Source organism: Exiguobacterium sp. s161, assembly GCF_018619045.1.
Lineage (GTDB): Bacteria > Bacillota > Bacilli > Exiguobacteriales > Exiguobacteriaceae > Exiguobacterium_A > Exiguobacterium_A indicum.
The window spans coordinates 937,242-954,127 of record NZ_JACSNH010000001.1 but is presented as its reverse complement, the minus strand read 5'-3'; the positions used below and the strand labels follow the sequence as shown (position 1 = coordinate 954,127).

Annotated in this window: 21 protein-coding genes; all 21 read right to left on the bottom strand. The window is 46.6% G+C overall.

The features are described from left to right. Positions 1 to 15 precede the first annotated feature (15 nt). The 21 genes from KNQ14_RS04655 to fliG are packed head-to-tail and all read right to left on the bottom strand — an operon-like array spanning position 16 to position 16,885. Positions 16 to 870 (bottom strand): MinD/ParA family protein, encoded by an 855-nt coding sequence (locus KNQ14_RS04655; protein WP_050677468.1) that lies wholly within the window; start codon positions 868 to 870, stop codon positions 16 to 18. After that, positions 867 to 1,910 carry a flagellar biosynthesis protein FlhF gene (locus KNQ14_RS04650; protein WP_214859804.1) on the bottom strand — a complete coding sequence of 348 codons (1,044 nt, stop codon included), beginning with the start codon at positions 1,908 to 1,910 and terminating at the stop codon, positions 867 to 869. The genes KNQ14_RS04655 and KNQ14_RS04650 overlap by 4 nt, the downstream gene beginning before the upstream one ends. 3 nt (positions 1,911 to 1,913) lie before the next feature. Continuing rightward, positions 1,914 to 3,938: a flagellar biosynthesis protein FlhA gene (gene flhA, locus KNQ14_RS04645; RefSeq protein WP_149427588.1), complete on the bottom strand. Its 2,025-nt coding sequence runs from the start codon at positions 3,936 to 3,938 to the stop codon at positions 1,914 to 1,916. A 14-nt stretch (positions 3,939 to 3,952) separates the two neighbouring features. Continuing rightward, a complete protein-coding gene (gene flhB, locus KNQ14_RS04640) occupies positions 3,953 to 5,044 on the bottom strand; it encodes a flagellar biosynthesis protein FlhB (protein WP_029342059.1) in 1,092 nt (363 codons plus the stop codon). Positions 5,045 to 5,048: 4 nt separating this feature from the next. Beyond that, a complete protein-coding gene (fliR, locus tag KNQ14_RS04635; RefSeq protein WP_029342060.1) occupies positions 5,049 to 5,816 on the bottom strand; it encodes a flagellar biosynthetic protein FliR in 768 nt (255 codons plus the stop codon). Beyond that, positions 5,813 to 6,085, bottom strand: coding sequence for a flagellar biosynthesis protein FliQ (gene fliQ, locus KNQ14_RS04630; protein WP_023468705.1), 273 nt, complete (start codon positions 6,083 to 6,085; stop codon positions 5,813 to 5,815). The genes fliR and fliQ overlap by 4 nt, the downstream gene beginning before the upstream one ends. 11 nt (positions 6,086 to 6,096) lie before the next feature. Then, positions 6,097 to 6,765, bottom strand: a complete 669-nt coding sequence (fliP, locus tag KNQ14_RS04625) for a flagellar type III secretion system pore protein FliP (protein ID WP_029342061.1) — start codon at positions 6,763 to 6,765, stop codon at positions 6,097 to 6,099. Continuing rightward, a complete protein-coding gene (locus tag KNQ14_RS04620; RefSeq protein WP_133207502.1) occupies positions 6,762 to 7,253 on the bottom strand; it encodes a flagellar biosynthetic protein FliO in 492 nt (163 codons plus the stop codon). The genes fliP and KNQ14_RS04620 overlap by 4 nt, the downstream gene beginning before the upstream one ends. Beyond that, entirely contained in the window at positions 7,250 to 7,615 is a 366-nt protein-coding gene (locus KNQ14_RS04615; protein WP_029342063.1) for a response regulator, read from the bottom strand. The genes KNQ14_RS04620 and KNQ14_RS04615 overlap by 4 nt, the downstream gene beginning before the upstream one ends. 12 nt (positions 7,616 to 7,627) lie before the next feature. Next, positions 7,628 to 8,761 (bottom strand): flagellar motor switch phosphatase FliY, encoded by a 1,134-nt coding sequence (gene fliY / locus KNQ14_RS04610; protein ID WP_149427590.1) that lies wholly within the window; start codon positions 8,759 to 8,761, stop codon positions 7,628 to 7,630. Position 8,762: 1 nt separating this feature from the next. Then, the gene (gene fliM, locus KNQ14_RS04605) at positions 8,763 to 9,746 is read right to left on the bottom strand and encodes a flagellar motor switch protein FliM (RefSeq protein ID WP_214859803.1); all 984 of its coding nucleotides are present in this window, start codon (positions 9,744 to 9,746) and stop codon (positions 8,763 to 8,765) included. Positions 9,747 to 9,755: 9 nt separating this feature from the next. After that, positions 9,756 to 10,205 (bottom strand): flagellar basal body-associated FliL family protein, encoded by a 450-nt coding sequence (locus tag KNQ14_RS04600; protein ID WP_029342066.1) that lies wholly within the window; start codon positions 10,203 to 10,205, stop codon positions 9,756 to 9,758. Beyond that, the gene (locus tag KNQ14_RS04595; RefSeq protein WP_029342067.1) at positions 10,180 to 10,416 is read right to left on the bottom strand and encodes a flagellar FlbD family protein; all 237 of its coding nucleotides are present in this window, start codon (positions 10,414 to 10,416) and stop codon (positions 10,180 to 10,182) included. The genes KNQ14_RS04600 and KNQ14_RS04595 overlap by 26 nt, the downstream gene beginning before the upstream one ends. After that, positions 10,413 to 11,267 carry a flagellar basal body rod protein FlgG gene (flgG, locus tag KNQ14_RS04590; protein ID WP_029342068.1) on the bottom strand — a complete coding sequence of 285 codons (855 nt, stop codon included), beginning with the start codon at positions 11,265 to 11,267 and terminating at the stop codon, positions 10,413 to 10,415. Before flgG ends, KNQ14_RS04595 begins: the two co-directional genes overlap by 4 nt. Then, positions 11,267 to 11,737 carry a flagellar hook capping FlgD N-terminal domain-containing protein gene (locus tag KNQ14_RS04585; protein ID WP_214859802.1) on the bottom strand — a complete coding sequence of 157 codons (471 nt, stop codon included), beginning with the start codon at positions 11,735 to 11,737 and terminating at the stop codon, positions 11,267 to 11,269. Before KNQ14_RS04585 ends, flgG begins: the two co-directional genes overlap by 1 nt. Continuing rightward, positions 11,730 to 12,848, bottom strand: a complete 1,119-nt coding sequence (locus KNQ14_RS04580; RefSeq protein ID WP_214859800.1) for a flagellar hook-length control protein FliK — start codon at positions 12,846 to 12,848, stop codon at positions 11,730 to 11,732. Before KNQ14_RS04580 ends, KNQ14_RS04585 begins: the two co-directional genes overlap by 8 nt. Positions 12,849 to 12,861: 13 nt before the next feature. Then, a complete protein-coding gene (locus KNQ14_RS04575; RefSeq protein WP_214727173.1) occupies positions 12,862 to 13,407 on the bottom strand; it encodes a MotE family protein in 546 nt (181 codons plus the stop codon). Beyond that, complete coding sequence (locus KNQ14_RS04570) at positions 13,404 to 13,838, bottom strand: flagellar export protein FliJ (RefSeq protein WP_029342072.1); 435 nt, start codon at positions 13,836 to 13,838, stop codon at positions 13,404 to 13,406. Before KNQ14_RS04570 ends, KNQ14_RS04575 begins: the two co-directional genes overlap by 4 nt. A 12-nt stretch (positions 13,839 to 13,850) precedes the next feature. Next, on the bottom strand, positions 13,851 to 15,164 hold the full coding sequence (fliI, locus tag KNQ14_RS04565) for a flagellar protein export ATPase FliI (RefSeq protein WP_064299651.1): 1,314 nt from the start codon (positions 15,162 to 15,164) through the stop codon (positions 13,851 to 13,853). Beyond that, positions 15,157 to 15,894: a FliH/SctL family protein gene (locus KNQ14_RS04560; protein ID WP_214859798.1), complete on the bottom strand. Its 738-nt coding sequence runs from the start codon at positions 15,892 to 15,894 to the stop codon at positions 15,157 to 15,159. The genes fliI and KNQ14_RS04560 overlap by 8 nt, the downstream gene beginning before the upstream one ends. Beyond that, a complete protein-coding gene (fliG, locus tag KNQ14_RS04555; RefSeq protein ID WP_050677479.1) occupies positions 15,878 to 16,885 on the bottom strand; it encodes a flagellar motor switch protein FliG in 1,008 nt (335 codons plus the stop codon). Before fliG ends, KNQ14_RS04560 begins: the two co-directional genes overlap by 17 nt. Between the last annotated feature and the right edge of the window lies 1 nt (position 16,886).

Below are 16,886 nucleotides of genomic sequence, written 5' to 3'. Positions count from 1 at the left end.
TACCCTCCTTTAATCTTAACGGACATGATCTTTTCGTTTTTTCAGACGATGTAACAATCGATCTAAAAACTTCCGTTCTTTGACTTGTACACCTGTTAGAGACGTCGTGATATGATCGAGTCGCCAACTGACGTCACTCGTTCGATCCATCAAGTAAAATGGCATCTGTGCCTTGACTGCTTTGACGACTGTCGGATCTTCCGGCAAAAAACCGGTAAAGCGCAGTGGTTTTTGTAAAAATTGTTGGCTGACGAGCGCTAGTCGATCAAACGTTTCAAGTGCTTCTCCACCATTCGTCGCCCGATTGACGACGACGGAAATCGGAAGATCCGTCGCATGATGGTGTGCCAGTTTGACGAACGCATAACCGTCCATGATTGAAGTCGGCTCTGGCGTGACGATCAACCAGGCTTCGTCTGCACTACTGATAAAATCGAACGTCTGATGGTTGGCGCCGGCTCCTAAATCGAGCAACACAAAATCATACTCATAGAAAAATTGGAATTCCCGCAGTAGGAACACGACATCCTCCTTCGTCAGATTCGTCAGTTCCGCAAATCCACTCCCGCCATGAATGAAATGAAGGGATGGAGACTGTTCAACGATTGCGTGCTGGAGTGATTCTCGTCGTTTGACGCATTCCATCAAGGATGACTTCGATGATTTACCGAATAGAATACCAATGTTCGCCATCCCGATATCAAGATCAATCAAGAGTACTCGTTTTTCTTGTAACGATAATGCCACGCCAAGATTCACCGCGACATTCGTTTTTCCGACGCCACCTTTTCCACTCACGATGGCAATCGTCTTCGTTTCCTTGACGGTCACTTTTGATCGTAAGACACGTGCTTGATCTTCTCGCATCATCTCATCCCTCTCTCAACGATCATTCGGGATAACTCATCCGCCGTAGCGAACGTGATGTCTTCTGGCACTTCTTGACCCGTTGTCACGCAATAGATTGGTAACTCCGTCTCTGTCATAAGTCCAAACATCGACCACAGTTCACTTGTTTCATCTGCTTTCGAAAATACGATCCCTGATAAGGGAATCTTACTGAAACGATCGTGGATCCGTAATAAATCTCGGTATTTCGATGTCAAACTAAGAACTAAGAATACATCCGTATCCTCAAAGTCATGACGACTTCGTAATTGCTCTACATATGCTTCGTCAAGGAAATTCCGTCCCGCTGTATCGACAAGTACGATATCGCATGAAGCTAGCGCCTGCTTCGCTCGTTCGAAATCTTCCAGGTCGTATGCAACATGAATCGGAATACCTAATATGTCGGCATATGTCTTCAGTTGTTCAATCGCTGAGATCCGGTATGTATCGGTTGTGATGAGACCAACTCGTTGATTTTTAATGAGCGTATGATGTGCAGCGAGTTTAGCGATGGTCGTTGTCTTACCGACACCAGTCGGTCCTGTCAGCATGACATAACGTGCAGTCGACGGCGTCACGCGCAATGCCGACTTCACTTCTTCCGTCAAGAGATCGGTTAATTCCGTTTGCTGCGTTTGATAGTACGCAGTCAGTAATCGCTCATGCAATCGTTCAGACACCTGTTGTAACGCTGGTTCTGCCAACAGCGGCGCATAATGTCGCAATTCTTTTGGCAATGGTCGTTCGCCGATCGTAACGATCGTTGGACGCATAGGGATCGGTTGGATGGTTTCCACAATGTCCTTCCGACTCGTTGTTTGCTTCGAGACGATCGGTTCGTTCGACACATGTTCATCCACCGATGCAACCAGTTCCACTTTTTTCTTCGCAAATAAGCCAAAGAATCCGCCCACTTTGATATGGCGAGTATTTAATATGATGGCATCGTTACCGAGTTCGCGTTTGATGCGTTCCATGGCTTCGCTAACGGAATCCGCCGTGACTTTTTTGACTATCATCGCTTAAATCACCCCAATACTCTTAACTTCAATCGTCGGCATTAATTCGTTATAAGACAAAATCGGAATATCTGGAAAATACCGTTCTGTCAATTGACGGACGAACATCCGGATACTTGGAGAAGTCAGGATGATCGGATGCGCCCCGTACCGTTCGAATTCCGTTGCTCGCTCCTGTAACGTCTCGATGAAACGTGTCGCCTTTTCGGGATCAAGCGCCAAATAATTTCCGAACTCCGTCTTTTGGATGGCCGACTGGATATCCAGTTCCATCTCACTCGAGACCGTCACGACATGTAAGACATCTCCTTGCATGACTTGTTCCGTAATTTGACGCGATAAGGATTGACGGACATATTCAGCAAGCAGTTCGCTGTCTTTCGTCACAGCTGCATAGTCCGCGAGCGTTTCAAAAATCAATGGTAGATTTCGAATCGAGACTTTTTCTTTTAATAATTGAACGAATACTTTTTGAAGTTCCCCGATTGATAACAGTTGTGGTGTTACTTCCTCGACCAAAATCGGATGTGATTCCTTTAAATGATCAACCAACTGTTTCGTCTCTTCTCGACCGAGTAACTCAGCTGCATGTTTCTTCAATAGCTCCGTTAAATGTGTCGCAACGACGGATGGTGGATCAACGACCGTATAGCCTGACATCTCTGCTCGACTGCGTGTCTGTTCATCGATCCAGAGCGCCGGCATACCGAAGGCTGGCTCAACCGTCTCAATACCTCGAATTTCTGGATCATCGACACCCGGGCTCATCGCTAAATAATGATCCAGTAATAGCTCACCACTTGCCATCTCACTTCCGCGAATCTTGATTCGGTACTGGTTCGGTGATAACTGCAGATGATCACGAATCCGAACGGTCGGTAGAACGAATCCAAGTTCGAGTGCTAGCTGCCGACGAATCATGACGACACGATCGAGTAAATCGCCACCTTGCGCTTCATCAGCGAGTGGAATCAAACCGTAACCGAATTCAAATTCAATCGTATCGACATTCAGTAAGGAAATGACCGATTCACTCGAACGCAAGTTTTCGCTCGGCGCTTCCTCAACCGCGACCTCTTCTTGCATCGTCTTCGTCGTCTGCTTCATTCGCCAAGCGAAGAAGCCAAATAACGCTGCAATCGGCATCGTGACGTAATCGGGAATCGCAGTAAACAGCCCGAGTAAGAAGATTGCTCCAGCTGCGATTCCGACAAGTAATGGTGTGCGTGTCAATTGACCGATGACATCTTCACCAAGATTTCCGTCGGATGTCGAGCGCGTGACGATGATTCCGGTCGCAACCGAAATCAACAGTGCTGGAATCTGACTGACGAGACCGTCCCCAACTGTTAACAACGTATACAATTTGACTGACTCCGCCATCGGTAAGCCTTGCTGAACGACACCGATGATCATTCCAAAGATCAAGTTAATGATGACAATGATGATACCAGCGATCGCATCTCCTTTAACGAACTTCGAGGCCCCGTCCATCGCCCCATAAAAGTCTGCTTCCGATTGAATTTTTTGGCGGCGGGTCCGGGCTTGCACTTCGTCAATCATGCCGGAGTTCAAGTCGGCATCGATTGCCATCTGTTTTCCGGGCATCGCATCAAGCGTAAAACGTGCCGACACTTCCGAAACTCGTTCCGAACCTTTCGTGATGACGAGGAACTGGATCAAGACGAGAATCAAGAAGACGACGAATCCGACGAGCGCATTTCCGCCGACGACGAAGTCACCGAATGCTTCAATGACTTCGCCACCATTTCCGTTTGATAGGATCGCCCGTGTCGTCGAGACGTTAAGTGCCAGACGAAACAAGGTGACGATCAATAACAACGTCGGAAATACAGAAAACTCAAGTGCCTCTTTGGCATTCATCGCAACGAGTAATACCATCAAAGCAATTAAGATATTGATGATGATTAAAAAATCGAGCATGATAGCGGGCAGTGGAATGACGAGCATGAAGACGATCATGATGACGCCTAGCAGAACCGTTAAATCTCGTGTTGATATACTCATGATGCTTCATCCTTTCATTTTGCTTGTTTCAGTTGATAGACAAAGGCGAGTGTTTCAGCGAGCGCCTGATAGAACGTTTCATCCACTGCCATACCAATCTCTGTTTGAGCGAACAACGCCCGCGCCAGCGGACGATTTTCAACAATCGGGACATCAGCTGCTGTCGCCTTCTCCCGAATCCGGAACGCGACAGCATCTACGCCTTTTGCAACGACGATCGGTGCCATATGTTTTCCGTCATCGTATTGAATCGCTACCGCATAATGGGTCGGGTTCGTGATGACGACGTCGGCATTCGGTATTTCTTGCATCATCCGCCGCATCGCCATCTCCCGTTGTTGTTGTTTAATCTTTCCTTTGATTTGAGGGTCACCTTCCGTATTCTTATGCTCATCCTTTAAATCCTGTTTACTCATTCGAATCGACTTTTCAAAATCAAATTTTTGATATGCGAAGTCCAGAATGGCTAACGCGATCAAGGCGATACTGACCGACAAACCGAGCAAAAATGTTAAATGACCAATGATAGCTAACGCATCGCCGATTGGTTCCGAGGTCAGCCTCGAAATCTCGACCTTGTTATTCCACAGAACAGTGCCACTCGTGACACCGATGACTAACAATTTAAAAACGGATTTCAAAAACTCGACGAGTGCTTTAACGCTAACGATCCGTTTGACGCCTTGAAGCGGATTGATCCGGTCCAGCTTCGGCTGAATCGCCTCACCACTTAAGAGCACACCAATCTGAACGAAGTTTCCAAGGATCCCGATGACGACCGCTGTTAAAAAGAAGGGGGCGACTAAAATCCCCATTTGTATCAGCATCTCGACTAAAATCTGTTCAATTCGTCCCTCTTCGACGGCTTGCAGAACTTGACTTGCACTGAGACCATCTTGTAGGACGAGTACGAATCGCCGTCCTAGAAATGGACCGAAAAAATAGAGAACAAGAAACATCGCGAATAACATAAAACTGCTCGTTAAATCTGCTGATTTTGCGACCTGTCCCTTTTTACGCGAGTCATCCCGCTTTCGAGGTGTCGCTTTTTCCGTCTTCTCACCAGCGAAGTACTGAAGATCAAGGCGTAATCGATATGAATGCATGTCCTTAACCTCCTAGTAATCGAATGGCGTCTGCAAGTACATCTTGCAACAATGGAACGAATCGACCGATTCCTGTGATCGTCGCTCCTGCTAATAAAAACAGAATCGCGTATCCCATTAACAGTTTGACGGAAAAACCAATCGCAAAAATGTTGAACTGGGGTGCCGTTTTCGCTAAGAAACCAAGTGCGAGATCCACTAAAAAGAGTGAAACAACAAGTGGCATCGCCATTTGTAAGGCAGTCAACATAGCAAGTCCGACGACACGGATGACCAAACTCATTCCTGCGTCGCCTGATACCGCAATCAGACTGCCCGGCGGAAAGATTTGAAAACTCGTGTAGATGCCGTCCAGTAAAATGAGATGCATATCAGAAGCGAGCAGGACGAGTAACGTCAGCATGTAATAAAATCGTCCGACGATTGGTGACTGTCCGCCAAACATCGGATCATAAGCGGAAGCCATCGCAAGACCCATCTGTAAATCAATGATCGAACCCGCAATTTGTGGGGCGTATAATAAAAAACTGGCAAGTAAGCCAAGAGCTAGACCCACTAAGACTTCCGTTCCCATCCGAAAGAAAAAATCGAAGTCTTCTACACGAACGTCCGTCTTCACGGCGTAACTCGCAAAGTAAGCAAGACCCGCTGCAAGTGCTAATTTATGTTGCGCTGGTAATTGTCTTGATGAAAACAAAGGCGCCGCAACGAGAAAACCGACGATCCGTCCAAAGACGAGCAGAAAAACACTCAGGAAAGAAAGTAATGTCATTTTCGGGAAACCTCAGCGATTTGTTTGAATAGATCAATCGTAAAGGTCTGTAACTCCTGCATAATCCAAGGTCCAAAGAAGACGAGTGCTAAAAACACGGCAACGATCTTTGGAACAAACGATAACGTCTGTTCCTGAATCTGCGTCGTCGCCTGCAAAATACTGACGAGCAGACCGACGACGAGCGAGACGAGTAACAAGGGGGCCGATACTTTGAGTAATGTCCAGACAGCAGAACTCGCCAACTGAATAATCATTTCTTGAGTCATCTTTTCTCCCCCTAACGCATACTGACGAGCAGTGATTCAACAATCAGGTGCCAGCCATCGACTAAAATAAATAACAGCAATTTAAACGGTAACGCAATCATGACTGGCGGTAACATCATCATTCCCATCGACATCAAAACACTCGAGACGACCATGTCGATGACAAGGAAAGGAATGAAGATCATGAAGCCGATTTGGAAGGCTGTCTTCAATTCACTAATCGCATATGCTGGAACGAGTGCGACGAGTGGAATATCTTCAATCTTTTCCGGTTTTTCATAATTACCGTATTTTAAGAATAGTTCTAAATCATTCGTTCGCGTGTGCTTCGACATGAAGCGTTTCATCGTATCTCCTGCTTTATCAAACGCTTCATCTTGACTAATTTTATCAGCCATGTATGGTTTTAAAGCCGTCGTGTTTAATTCCGATATGACGGGCGACATGACGAAAAGCGTAATGAATAAGGCCAGTCCGACGAGTAGCTGGTTCGGCGGCGTCTGTTGTGTTCCGAGAGCCGAACGGACGAACGACAACACGACGACGACACGCGTGAAACAAGTCATTAAGATTAGTAACGAGGGCGCCAGTGATAACAACGTCAGTAATACGAGCAGTTTAATCGATGTTGCTGTTCCTGACGGAGTATCGAGTGAGATCAGGTTTTCAATCGTATTCATGAGCGCCCTCGATTCTTCTGCAGTTGCTCGAGTTGTTGTTTGAACGTCTCAAGAAATGGTGAAGGTGCTGATTTCGAAGATGCCTCTTCAAGATCCGTCGGTTCGTATCCCTCTAAATCGTCCAGCGTGTCTAAGAGTTGTACGTTCTCACCAACACCGACGACATAAATCTTATCCTGCACTTTCACTAACTGAACCGATCGATCCTTACCAAGTGGTACACCACCTAGATGGGTCAATCGTCCGGAATGTCTGACGCCTCGCGTCCGCTCGTGAATAAAACGTGTCACGAGGATGAATCCGCCGATCAAGACGACGAGAACGACGACTCCTTTAAAGATGGTCAATGCCATGGAAGGACTCTCATCGACTTGCTGAGTCGTCGGTGCATCGTTCTTGGTTGGATTTAATTTTTCTTCGACCGTTTCAGCTTGTACAGGAAGTGTCAGCAGAAACAGAAGACAAATCAGCAAAGTCACTTTTTTCATGACGAGACAGTTTTCGAGACCGCTTCAAGCACACGATCCGCTTGGAACGGTTTGACGATGAAATCTTTTGCACCTGCTTGAATCGCGTCGATGACCATCGACTGTTGCCCCATCGCTGAACACATGATGACTTTAGCGGCAGGATTGAATGCTTTGATTTCTTTAAGCGCAGAGATTCCGTCCATCTCAGGCATCGTAATGTCTAGCGTGACGAGGTCTGGTGTCAATTCCTTATACTTCGTGACCGCTTCGCGTCCGTTTTCTGCTTCACCGACGACATCATAGCCGTTCTTCGATAGAATTTCCTTGATCATCATTCGCATGAAAGCGGCGTCGTCTACGATTAATACTTTTGCACTCATATTAGTTCCTCCTTAGAACATCCGAAGACGTTCTTTTGTATTTACGATTTCCGTAATGCGTACACCGAAATTCTCTTCGATGACGACCACTTCACCCGTTGCGATCAATGTATTGTTGACAAGAACGTCAACTGGTTCCCCTGCCAGTTTATCCAGCTCGATGACAGAACCTTGTGTTAATTCCAATATGTCACGAACGGAGCGGCGTGTCCGTCCTAACTCAACCGTGACGTTCAACGGAACATCATATAACATTCCGATATTTCCTGGCGTGCCCTCTACTTCCATCTCACCTAACTGACTAAATTGAACTGGACTGACACCGACTGGCGTTGCTTTCGGTTCAGGTGGTGGGACGACCGTTCGTTGTTCCATCGCTGGTGCCGGTGTCGGTTGCGCTTGTGGTTGTGGTTGTTCTGGTTGCGCTTGTGCCGTTGCTTGTGGTGCAGGTTCTGCTTGTTGGGTCGTACTCGCGCTAAAGAGTTTTTGAATCAATTGTTTTGAGAAATCCAGTGGTGCTAATTGAACGATTTTTGAATCGATCATCGTGCCAATCTTCAGATCAAACTCGATGATGACCATGTTCTCCCAAAGAGAAAAGCTATCGACAATGCTCTTATCTTGTGAAAAATCAAAAATTTCAACAGCAGGTGGTGAGATATCGATTCGCATGGAGAACACTGTCGACATCGATGTCGCAGCAGCTCCCATCATCTGATTCATCGCTTCCTGTACAGCAGATAGAGCAATCGGCTCCATCTCCAGCGATTCATCAATGACACCATCGCCTCCCATCATCAGGTTCGCGATGACAGAAGCATCTCGCTGTGTCAGGATCAGGACATTTTCTCCTTTAAATCCTTCTGTATAGCCGACACGCAACGCGACGTGCGGAATCGGATAACGACTTCGTAATTCTTCCATCGAAATCATCCGAACATGTGGTGTCGTGATTTCTACTTTTTGATTCAACAATGCCGATAAGGCCGTTGCTGAATTCCCAAGTGAGATGTTTCCGACTTCCCCTAGCGCATCGATTTCCATATCATCTAATATTTCCTCTGCGTCCGAATCTTGCGGTTCATCGTTTGATGGCGTTCCGCGTAACAACGCATCGATTTCATCTTGCGAAAGCATATCGCTCATGTTATTCCTCCTCAATTCGTTGTAAGACTTGCAAAGCGAGGTGTTTCCCGTTTAGTCCCGGTCGGGCTTTGAACATCTTCCGGTCATCGACGAATACATCGACGGCATCCGAGGCTCGCGTCTTCAGGGATAAACAATCGCCTACTTCGAGGTGTAACAATTCACCAAACGATAGCTCTGTTTGGCCGAGCACTGCTTTTAAATCGACGACGGAACTCATCAACTGCGTTTGCATGTGTTCAGACTCTTGATTATCTGCTGTCGTTCGCTTTTCTTGTTGCATCCAATAATGACTTGATAATTTCGGAAGAACGGATTCAAGGGTCACGAACGGCAAACAGACATTCAACGTACCGCTCACTTCTCCAACCGTTACGTAAATCGAAACGAGGATGACCGTCTCATTCGGAGAAACGAGCTGTAGAAACTGCGGATTGATTTCTAAATCGTCGTACTCCGCATCGACTTCCGTCACCGACTCCCAAGCGGCGCCATATTGGACGAAGGCACGTTTAAACAATTGTGTCAGAATACGCGTCTCGATTTCCGTCAAATTTTCAATCTTGTTCATCCCTTCACCCGGTCCTCCAAGTAATCGATCGAGCATCGCATAAGCAATGTTCGGATTGACTTCGAACAAGACTTTACCATCAAGCGGATGAAGGTTCACAAGATTGATCAATGTCATATTCGGAATGGAATGAATGAATTCATCGTATGGGAGTTGCTCGACTGTATTGACCGTGAACTGGACGTACGTCCGAAGTTGTGCAGAAAAATGCGTCGTCAGCACTCGGGCGAACTGTTCATGGATACGCGTCAAATTCCGTAATTGATCTTTTGAGAAGCGAAGCGCTCGTTTAAAGTCATAGACTTTGACACGGCGCTGCTCCTCTTGGCTTCGGATTTCCTCGACTTCCATATCTCCGCTTGAAATGGCTGATAGCAAGGCATCGATTTCATGTTGGGATAATACTTCGCTCATGCTGCCACCTCACTGGATGATTTTTTTCGTCGTATAGACACGCTGGACATCACCTTCTTGAATGAGCTTCTTGAACTGCATCCGTAATCGTTCTTCGAGCTTCTCCATATCCGCTTTTGAGTCTAAGTCCGACTTTTTCATCGCAGATAAATCACCTAAGATGATGTTATTGATTTGAAACTTTCGTAATTCTAAATCATCACGCGTTGCTTGATCGTCTGTAACGATCGTGAATTGGACATTCAAGAACCGTTCGTCTGCGATGTTCGTCGTCAAGTCGTCTGTCTGAAGACTTCGTGCATCAAGTTCTTCACCCGTCGGCTGTTCGACTTTTGCTTCTGTCGTATCATTAGCTAAAAAGTAATTCATGATCATATAACCTGCCCCAACCATCAGTGCTGCGACAATGATCATGATTAAAGGGATTTTTAGTTTACTCTTCTTCTTTTCCTCGGCCATCTTCGAGCCTCCTTACACTGTTCAAGCCCGCTAATCCGATTTGTTGATAAAAAGCGATTGCGATTGCCTTGACCTCTTCTATTGATTCCTTCACGACATAAATCTGTCCGCCAACGAGTTGAATCGTCGTATCCGGAGTGGAACGGACAGATTCAATCAGAATAGCGTTTAGTACGAGTGGTGCATTACGTAATGTCGTTAGCGTAATCATCGTTTCAGGTTGACCAATTCCTCAAGAACTTGGTCAGACGTCGTAATGATTCGCGTATTCGCTTGGAAACCACGTTGAGCGATGATCATCTCCGTGAACTCTTCTGATAAATCGACGTTTGACATTTCGAGCGTTCCAGATGTCAATTGCCCCATCCCATTCAAACTTGGTGTTCCAAGTACTGGCTCACCTGAGTTTTGCGACGCTGCGAACACGTTGACACCTGATTTTTCTAGACCACCTGGGTTAGCAAAGTTCGCAATCGTGATGTATCCGACGTTTTGTAATGCACCTGTCGTATCCACATAAGTGACAAGACCGTCTTTCCCGATCGATAGGTTACGTGCATCCGTCGGTACTTTTAGTTTTTGGAATCCTGCGCCACCTGCTTCCGGAAGCGGTACCGGTGGTGTCTCGCCATCTGCGATTGCTTGAGAGTCACTACCAATCAAATAGTTTCCGTCGCCGGTAACCAAGTTTCCTTCAAGATCGGTATAGAAGTTACCAGAGCGTGTATAACGAATCCCTTCTGCCGTGACAACTTGGAAGAATCCTTCCCCAGAAATCCCGACATCGAGGACGCGACCCGTATTTTGAAGCGCACCTTGGTTATACACGTTATCAACTGTTGACATCGATGCTCCGAGACCGACCTGTTTCGGGTTCGTCCCACCGACATTACCACCAGCACCTGATGATGAACCGACCGATTGACTGACGAGATCCTTAAACGTCACCCGTCCTTTTTTATAACCAAACGTGTTGACGTTGGCGATGTTATTCCCGACGACATCAAGTTTCGTCTGAAAGTTCTTGAGCCCACTGATTCCTGAATACATTGAACGTAACATTATTTTTCCTCCTTCGATTGAATCTGCGTCAACTCATACACACTGATTTGTTTTCCGTTCGATAGCTCTGCCACGACATCCAGTCCATCTCGCTTTACGCTGACGACACTGGCTGTCTCTTCGACGGTCGTCGTCTGCTCTGCTCCTGAAGCATCAGTCGTCTTCGACTCCGCTTCATAACTGACGTTCTTACCAATCAGATTGCTGTAGGATAATAACGCCGTCGCATGTTGGTTCAAGACCATCGTGTCCATCGTCTTCCCGATTGCTTGCATCTGTTCCAGTGAAGAAAACTGCGCCATCTGAGCGATGAAATCCTTATCTTCCATCGGTGCCGTCGGGTCTTGATTCGAGAGCTGGGCAATCAGAATCTTCATGAACATATCTTTATCCATCGCTTTATTCGTCGGTACTTGTGACTTTTCAGGAAGCTGGTATGAACTACCATCTGTCTTGATTGCATCAGTCATCGTCTTCCTCCTCTTCTTCCTCTACTGGAACAGGTGTCTCTTGATAAGGTGACTCATGCTCCTGCTGATCACGTGTGAAGGACTGTTGAAACTCCCGTGCACTAGATGCGATCATCCCCGTCTCGATCTTCACGACTGGCGTCTGCTGGTGTAAAGCTGTCTGCAATTTTCCGAGTTGTTGCTCGATCGATTGTTTCGCTTGCTCAGTACTCGCAAACAGTTTGACGGTCAATGCCCCCTCCTTACGATCGAGTTGAACGACGACCTCTCCAAGCTGCTCTGGATAAAGACGAATTGACAATCGTGTTGACCCGTCAGCACCTTTTAAGAACGGTGCCTGTTGAAGTGCAGCTTCAATCCGTTGTTGAATCTGTTCTGGTACGGGTAGCGGCACTGGACGAATCGTTTGCAACGGGGCACCTTTGTAAATCGGCATGCTCATTGGAGTCGGCGCGGCTTTTCCTTCTGGATCAACGGGTATGGTCGCTTTTCGCATGAGTGAAGCGAATGCCAACGGAAGCGGTGTCTTTCCTTTTGCCTGCTCAGCTACAGCTACAGTGTCCGACTTGAGCGTTTCGACAATAGGACCAGTTTGCGGGAGCGTCTGTTTCACAGGCAACGCGGAAATGTCTCCTTCCATCTTTGTAAGTATTGGTTGTTTTAAGTTGTTCGTATGATGATCTTTCATTTTGATCGTATCGTTCGTTACTGTCTGCAAGACGACTTGCTGAAGCAATGGTGGCAATTGATCGAACTGATTTTTCGCCTGCTCGACATTTCCCTCAAGCAATTGTTTGACGAACGCTAGTAGTTGTTCCATTTTCTTAGGTTCTTGTTTTAACGCCTCTAGTTCCGGTTGTTTCAGTAAAGAGAGAAGCTCGTCCGGTTGATCTACGAGTTCTTGTATCCAATCCGGTAATAGTGGTGTCTCCACTTTCGTCTCGAGTGCTGTCAAATCAGCTGAGACCGGTGACGGTGACGTTGTTGGTAACTTCGTCAGATAATCCAGTAACGAAGCGAATTGACCACCAACCGTGGTCATCTCTCCTTTTTTCCCTGTTTCAGCATTCAAGTTCAGGGAAGATGATTGTATTACTTCCGTCATGTTCATCTGGCTTCCCTCCTTACTTCGTCGCGAGTAGCTGTGTTAAGGCCGCCGCTTTTTTAGCATCCATCTTGGCAATGATCGCCGCCTGTTGTTCCGCATCGATGTCCTCGATGATCGGTACGACTTCTGTCGGACTGAGTTCGTTTAAGATGAGCGCAGCATCCTTTGGTGCCATTTCAGCATAGACATCAGTCACAGATGCTGCTTTTTTCTTCGTCGTCTTCGTTTGATCCGTCGTCGCGGGCGTCGGTGTTTGTTTTAAACGATCCCGTTCTACAATCAAACGTTCGACTTCCTGTTCTTTAGCTTTTAAAGTATCCGATTGTTCCTTGCTTTGATTGCGTAGTTTCTTAATTTCTTGATTCGCTACTTTCAGACGACGTTCGAGTTCTGCTGACGGATTTGCTTGATTCGTAGTCGTTTTTTCCGTTGCGAACGGTAAGGATAGCAATGGACGTCCATTCGCATAATTTAATACGAAATAAGCTGTCAGCAAGATTAAAATCAAAGGGATGATCAATAAAGGTAAGATCCATCCTTTTGACGTTTTATTTTCACTCATATCATCCGTCCTCTTCCAAACTGTAACAATGCCAGTTCATCTAATTGATTTTGTTCCGTCAATGCCTCGATTCGTTTCGTTTCAACCGTATGATTCTCTTGCAGACGACTAAACTTCTTCTCCTCGATCAACGCTCGTTCGAGTGCTTCCTGTGCGCGTTCATAGCGATTTTTCGATTGTGTCACGTACAGTTGTTGCCGTTCGATTTCTTGCTTCACGACATCTCGAGCCCGCTCTCGATATTGCGAAGACGTTAATTCGACGATGCCAATCTCATCTTGCGCTTTCAGAAAGGATTCATAACGGACGAGCAGATGGTATAGTTTTTCGACTTCGATCTCATATTGTTTTTTATGAAGGCTCAATTCTTTTGCGACGCGATCTTTCTCTGCTTCAGCCAAAGGAATGATTCGTTCATAAATCGTCTTCATCTTCCGTCCTCCTTACTGAATCGTTGCCATGAGTTGCTGACAAGCTCTCTCGAAGTCACTGTCTTCATGGATTTGTTGTTTTAAAAAACGGATCAGCTCCGGATATTTATCAACGGCACGATCAATTTCTGGGTTCGTCCCTTTTTTGTAGGCGCCGATATTGATTAAGTCTTCCGAATCAAGATACGTCGATAACAGCTGTCGAAATGCGACGGCAGCTGTCTTTTGTTCAGCAGTCGTGATTTGATTCATGACACGACTGATAGATCGTAAGACATGAATCGCCGGAAACTGTCCTTTGTTCGCAAGATTACGATCAAGAACGAAATGACCATCTAAGATCCCTCGTACAGCGTCAGCAATCGGTTCATTCATGTCGTCTCCATCGACGAGCACAGTATAAAAAGCCGTAATCGAGCCATCTTGCGTTTTTCCGCTACGTTCGAGTAACTGAGGAAGAAGAGCAAAAACGCTTGGTGTATACCCTTTTGACGCAGGCGGTTCACCTGTCGCAAGACCAATTTCTCGTTGTGCCATCGCAAAACGTGTGACAGAGTCCATCATCAAGACCACATTCTTACCTTGATCCCGAAAATGTTCAGCGATGGCTGTTGCCGTATAGGCGCCTTTTAGACGAACAAGTGGCGGTTGATCACTTGTCGCTACGACCAAGATGGAGCGTTTCATTCCTTCTTCACCGAGTTCTGCCTCCACGAATTCCTTGACTTCGCGTCCTCGTTCACCAATCAAGGCAATGACGTTGATGTCTGCTGTCGATCGTTTTGCAATCATACCGAGTAGTGTCGACTTCCCAACTCCTGATCCTGCAAATAAACCAACGCGTTGCCCTTGACCGACTGTCAGTAGCCCATCGATGGCACGGATGCCCGTCGAGAGAACATCACTGATACGAGGTCGCTCCAACGGACTAGGTGGTTTACGAACGATTGATGTCGTACGTAAATTTTCTAATGACTCCCCATCCAGTGGTCTCCCTAGACCATCGAGCACCTTACCGATCAGTTCATCCCCTACAGGGACGTGGAGTGGTTTTCCTGTCGCAAGAACAATCGAGCCTGGAGCAATCGATGTCGTTTCACCATACGGCATAAGTAGGACGTGACCTTCTCTAAAACCGACGACTTCCGCTTCAATCGTCTGCCGTTGTTGAATTTGGATCAAACAACGCTCGCCGATTGCGACAGCCGTTGGTCCACGTGATTCAATCATCAATCCAATCACTTGTACGACCTTTCCGGAATGCTGAACGAGTTCTTCCGGACGAATTTCTCGAACTGCGGCTTGAATCGCATTTACGTTAAACATGATGTAAAACCTCTTTGATTTTGGTTTGTAGGACTTCAAAGCCACTTGTCAAACCACCTGTGATTGCTCCATTCTCCGAGTCGATCCGATAATCGCGTGCTTTAAGCGCTGGATCAAATCGTAATTGAATCGTCGCATTAGCACCTAGAACACCTTGGAGCTGCTCTTCAAGCAGAACGACCCGTTCAAAATCCGCTGGTGAAGCGTAGATAATGATCTTTTCACGATCTCGGAACTGAATGATCAACTGATGTAATAATTGGTATAATGCCTCTTCTTCTTCATCATGTAACTGCTCTAGAAACTGATGCGTCACCTGGAGTCCAAGCACACATAATTCATGTTCCAATCGCATCAATCGCTCTTGATTTTGCTCTTCGATTCGTGCAGTAAACGTATTTGTCGTTGCGATTTGCTCTTCGAACGTTGCTTGTCCTTCCGCACGTCCTGTTTCAAATCCAGCCTGATGTCCTTCTTCATATCCTCGCTTACGTGCTTCCTCTAATGCCTGAAGACGTTCTTGTTCAAACTCATGCTGACGCTGTTCAAACTCTAGAACCATCACCTGGCGAAGACGTTCTAGTTCAGCTTGACCTTCTGCCATCCGCTCTTCATAGAACGTATCTGGAACGATTGCCGATTCTTCCTGAGCATTTCGGACTTGAACGAGTGTTCGTTCCTGTCGTTCAATCACAGCTTGTCTTTTGATGACGTTAGACAACAATATCATCTCCTCCACCACGAGCCACGACGATCTCACCCATGTCTTCTAAGCGGCGGATGATTCCGACGATTCGACTTTGTGCTTCTTCGACGTCTCGGAGACGAACAGGACCCATGAATTCCATATCCTCTTTGAACGATTCGACCATCCGTTGTGACATGTTGCGGTAGACCATATCCTTGACGTCGTCTGACGATACTTTGAGTGCCAACAGTAGATCTTCGTTCGATACTTCGCGAATGATGCGCTGAATCGCCCGTGCATCGAGCGTGACGATATCTTCGAAGACGAACATCCGTTTTTTGATCTCTTCTGCGAGTTCCGGATCCTGAATCTCGAGCGTATCGAGAATCGTTCGTTCCGTTGTCCGGTCGACCCCGTTCAATACTTGAACGACCGCCTCGATACCGCCAGACTGCGCAAAATCTTGCATACCTGCTTGTGACAGATTCCGTTCGAGAATTTGCTCTACTTCGCTAATGATCTCCGGGTTCATTCTGTCCATCGTCGCAATCCGCCGTGCTACATCAGATTGTGCTTCTGCCGGTAGCTCCGAGAGAATCTGTCCTGATTTGGCAGGATCAAGATGGGCAAGAACAAGCGCGATTGTTTGCGGATGTTCATTTTGAATGAAGTTCAATAGCTGTTTTGGGTCTGCCTTTCGTGCAAACTCAAACGGTCGGACTTGTAACGTCGATGTCAGGCGATAGATGAGTTCCATCGCCTTTTCTTCACCAAGTGCCTTCTCTAGAACCGATTTAGCAAACCCAATTCCACCTTGAGTGATGTAGTTTTGCGCCATCGCTAGTTCATGAAACTCATCGAGAACGACTAACTTATCTTCTGGATCGACTCGTTTCATACTTGAGATTTGAAGGGTCAACCATTCCATCTCTTCTTCCGATAAATGTTTATATACACTGGCAGCGACTTCAGGACCTAACGAAATCATGAGAATCGCAGCCTTTTCTCGACTGTTCATTTCTAGCTTCTTCATC

What these genes read in the sequence shown, in the direction of transcription:
- fliI (WP_064299651.1), bottom strand. Translation starts at nt 15,164, where the DNA reads ATGTTTAACGTAAATGCGATTCAAGCCGCAGTTCGAGAAATTCGTCCG.
- KNQ14_RS04570 (WP_029342072.1), bottom strand. Translation starts at nt 13,838, where the DNA reads ATGAAGACGATTTATGAACGAATCATTCCTTTGGCTGAAGCAGAGAAA.
- fliY (WP_149427590.1), bottom strand. Translation starts at nt 8,761, where the DNA reads ATGAGCGATATGCTTTCGCAAGATGAAATCGATGCGTTGTTACGCGGA.
- KNQ14_RS04615 (WP_029342063.1), bottom strand. Translation starts at nt 7,615, where the DNA reads ATGAGTGCAAAAGTATTAATCGTAGACGACGCCGCTTTCATGCGAATG.
- fliM (WP_214859803.1), bottom strand. Translation starts at nt 9,746, where the DNA reads ATGAGCGAAGTATTATCCCAACATGAAATCGATGCCTTGCTATCAGCC.
- KNQ14_RS04620 (WP_133207502.1), bottom strand. Translation starts at nt 7,253, where the DNA reads ATGAAAAAAGTGACTTTGCTGATTTGTCTTCTGTTTCTGCTGACACTT.
- fliR (WP_029342060.1), bottom strand. Translation starts at nt 5,816, where the DNA reads ATGACATTACTTTCTTTCCTGAGTGTTTTTCTGCTCGTCTTTGGACGG.
- flgG (WP_029342068.1), bottom strand. Translation starts at nt 11,267, where the DNA reads ATGTTACGTTCAATGTATTCAGGAATCAGTGGGCTCAAGAACTTTCAG.
- fliQ (WP_023468705.1), bottom strand. Translation starts at nt 6,085, where the DNA reads ATGACTCAAGAAATGATTATTCAGTTGGCGAGTTCTGCTGTCTGGACA.
- flhB (WP_029342059.1), bottom strand. Translation starts at nt 5,044, where the DNA reads ATGCATTCATATCGATTACGCCTTGATCTTCAGTACTTCGCTGGTGAG.
- KNQ14_RS04585 (WP_214859802.1), bottom strand. Translation starts at nt 11,737, where the DNA reads ATGACTGATGCAATCAAGACAGATGGTAGTTCATACCAGCTTCCTGAA.
- fliP (WP_029342061.1), bottom strand. Translation starts at nt 6,765, where the DNA reads ATGAATACGATTGAAAACCTGATCTCACTCGATACTCCGTCAGGAACA.
- flhA (WP_149427588.1), bottom strand. Translation starts at nt 3,938, where the DNA reads ATGAGTATATCAACACGAGATTTAACGGTTCTGCTAGGCGTCATCATG.
- KNQ14_RS04595 (WP_029342067.1), bottom strand. Translation starts at nt 10,416, where the DNA reads ATGATTACGCTAACGACATTACGTAATGCACCACTCGTACTAAACGCT.
- KNQ14_RS04655 (WP_050677468.1), bottom strand. Translation starts at nt 870, where the DNA reads ATGATGCGAGAAGATCAAGCACGTGTCTTACGATCAAAAGTGACCGTC.
- KNQ14_RS04580 (WP_214859800.1), bottom strand. Translation starts at nt 12,848, where the DNA reads ATGAACATGACGGAAGTAATACAATCATCTTCCCTGAACTTGAATGCT.
- fliG (WP_050677479.1), bottom strand. Translation starts at nt 16,885, where the DNA reads ATGAAGAAGCTAGAAATGAACAGTCGAGAAAAGGCTGCGATTCTCATG.
- KNQ14_RS04575 (WP_214727173.1), bottom strand. Translation starts at nt 13,407, where the DNA reads ATGAGTGAAAATAAAACGTCAAAAGGATGGATCTTACCTTTATTGATC.
- KNQ14_RS04650 (WP_214859804.1), bottom strand. Translation starts at nt 1,910, where the DNA reads ATGATAGTCAAAAAAGTCACGGCGGATTCCGTTAGCGAAGCCATGGAA.
- KNQ14_RS04600 (WP_029342066.1), bottom strand. Translation starts at nt 10,205, where the DNA reads ATGGCCGAGGAAAAGAAGAAGAGTAAACTAAAAATCCCTTTAATCATG.
- KNQ14_RS04560 (WP_214859798.1), bottom strand. Translation starts at nt 15,894, where the DNA reads ATGATATTGTTGTCTAACGTCATCAAAAGACAAGCTGTGATTGAACGA.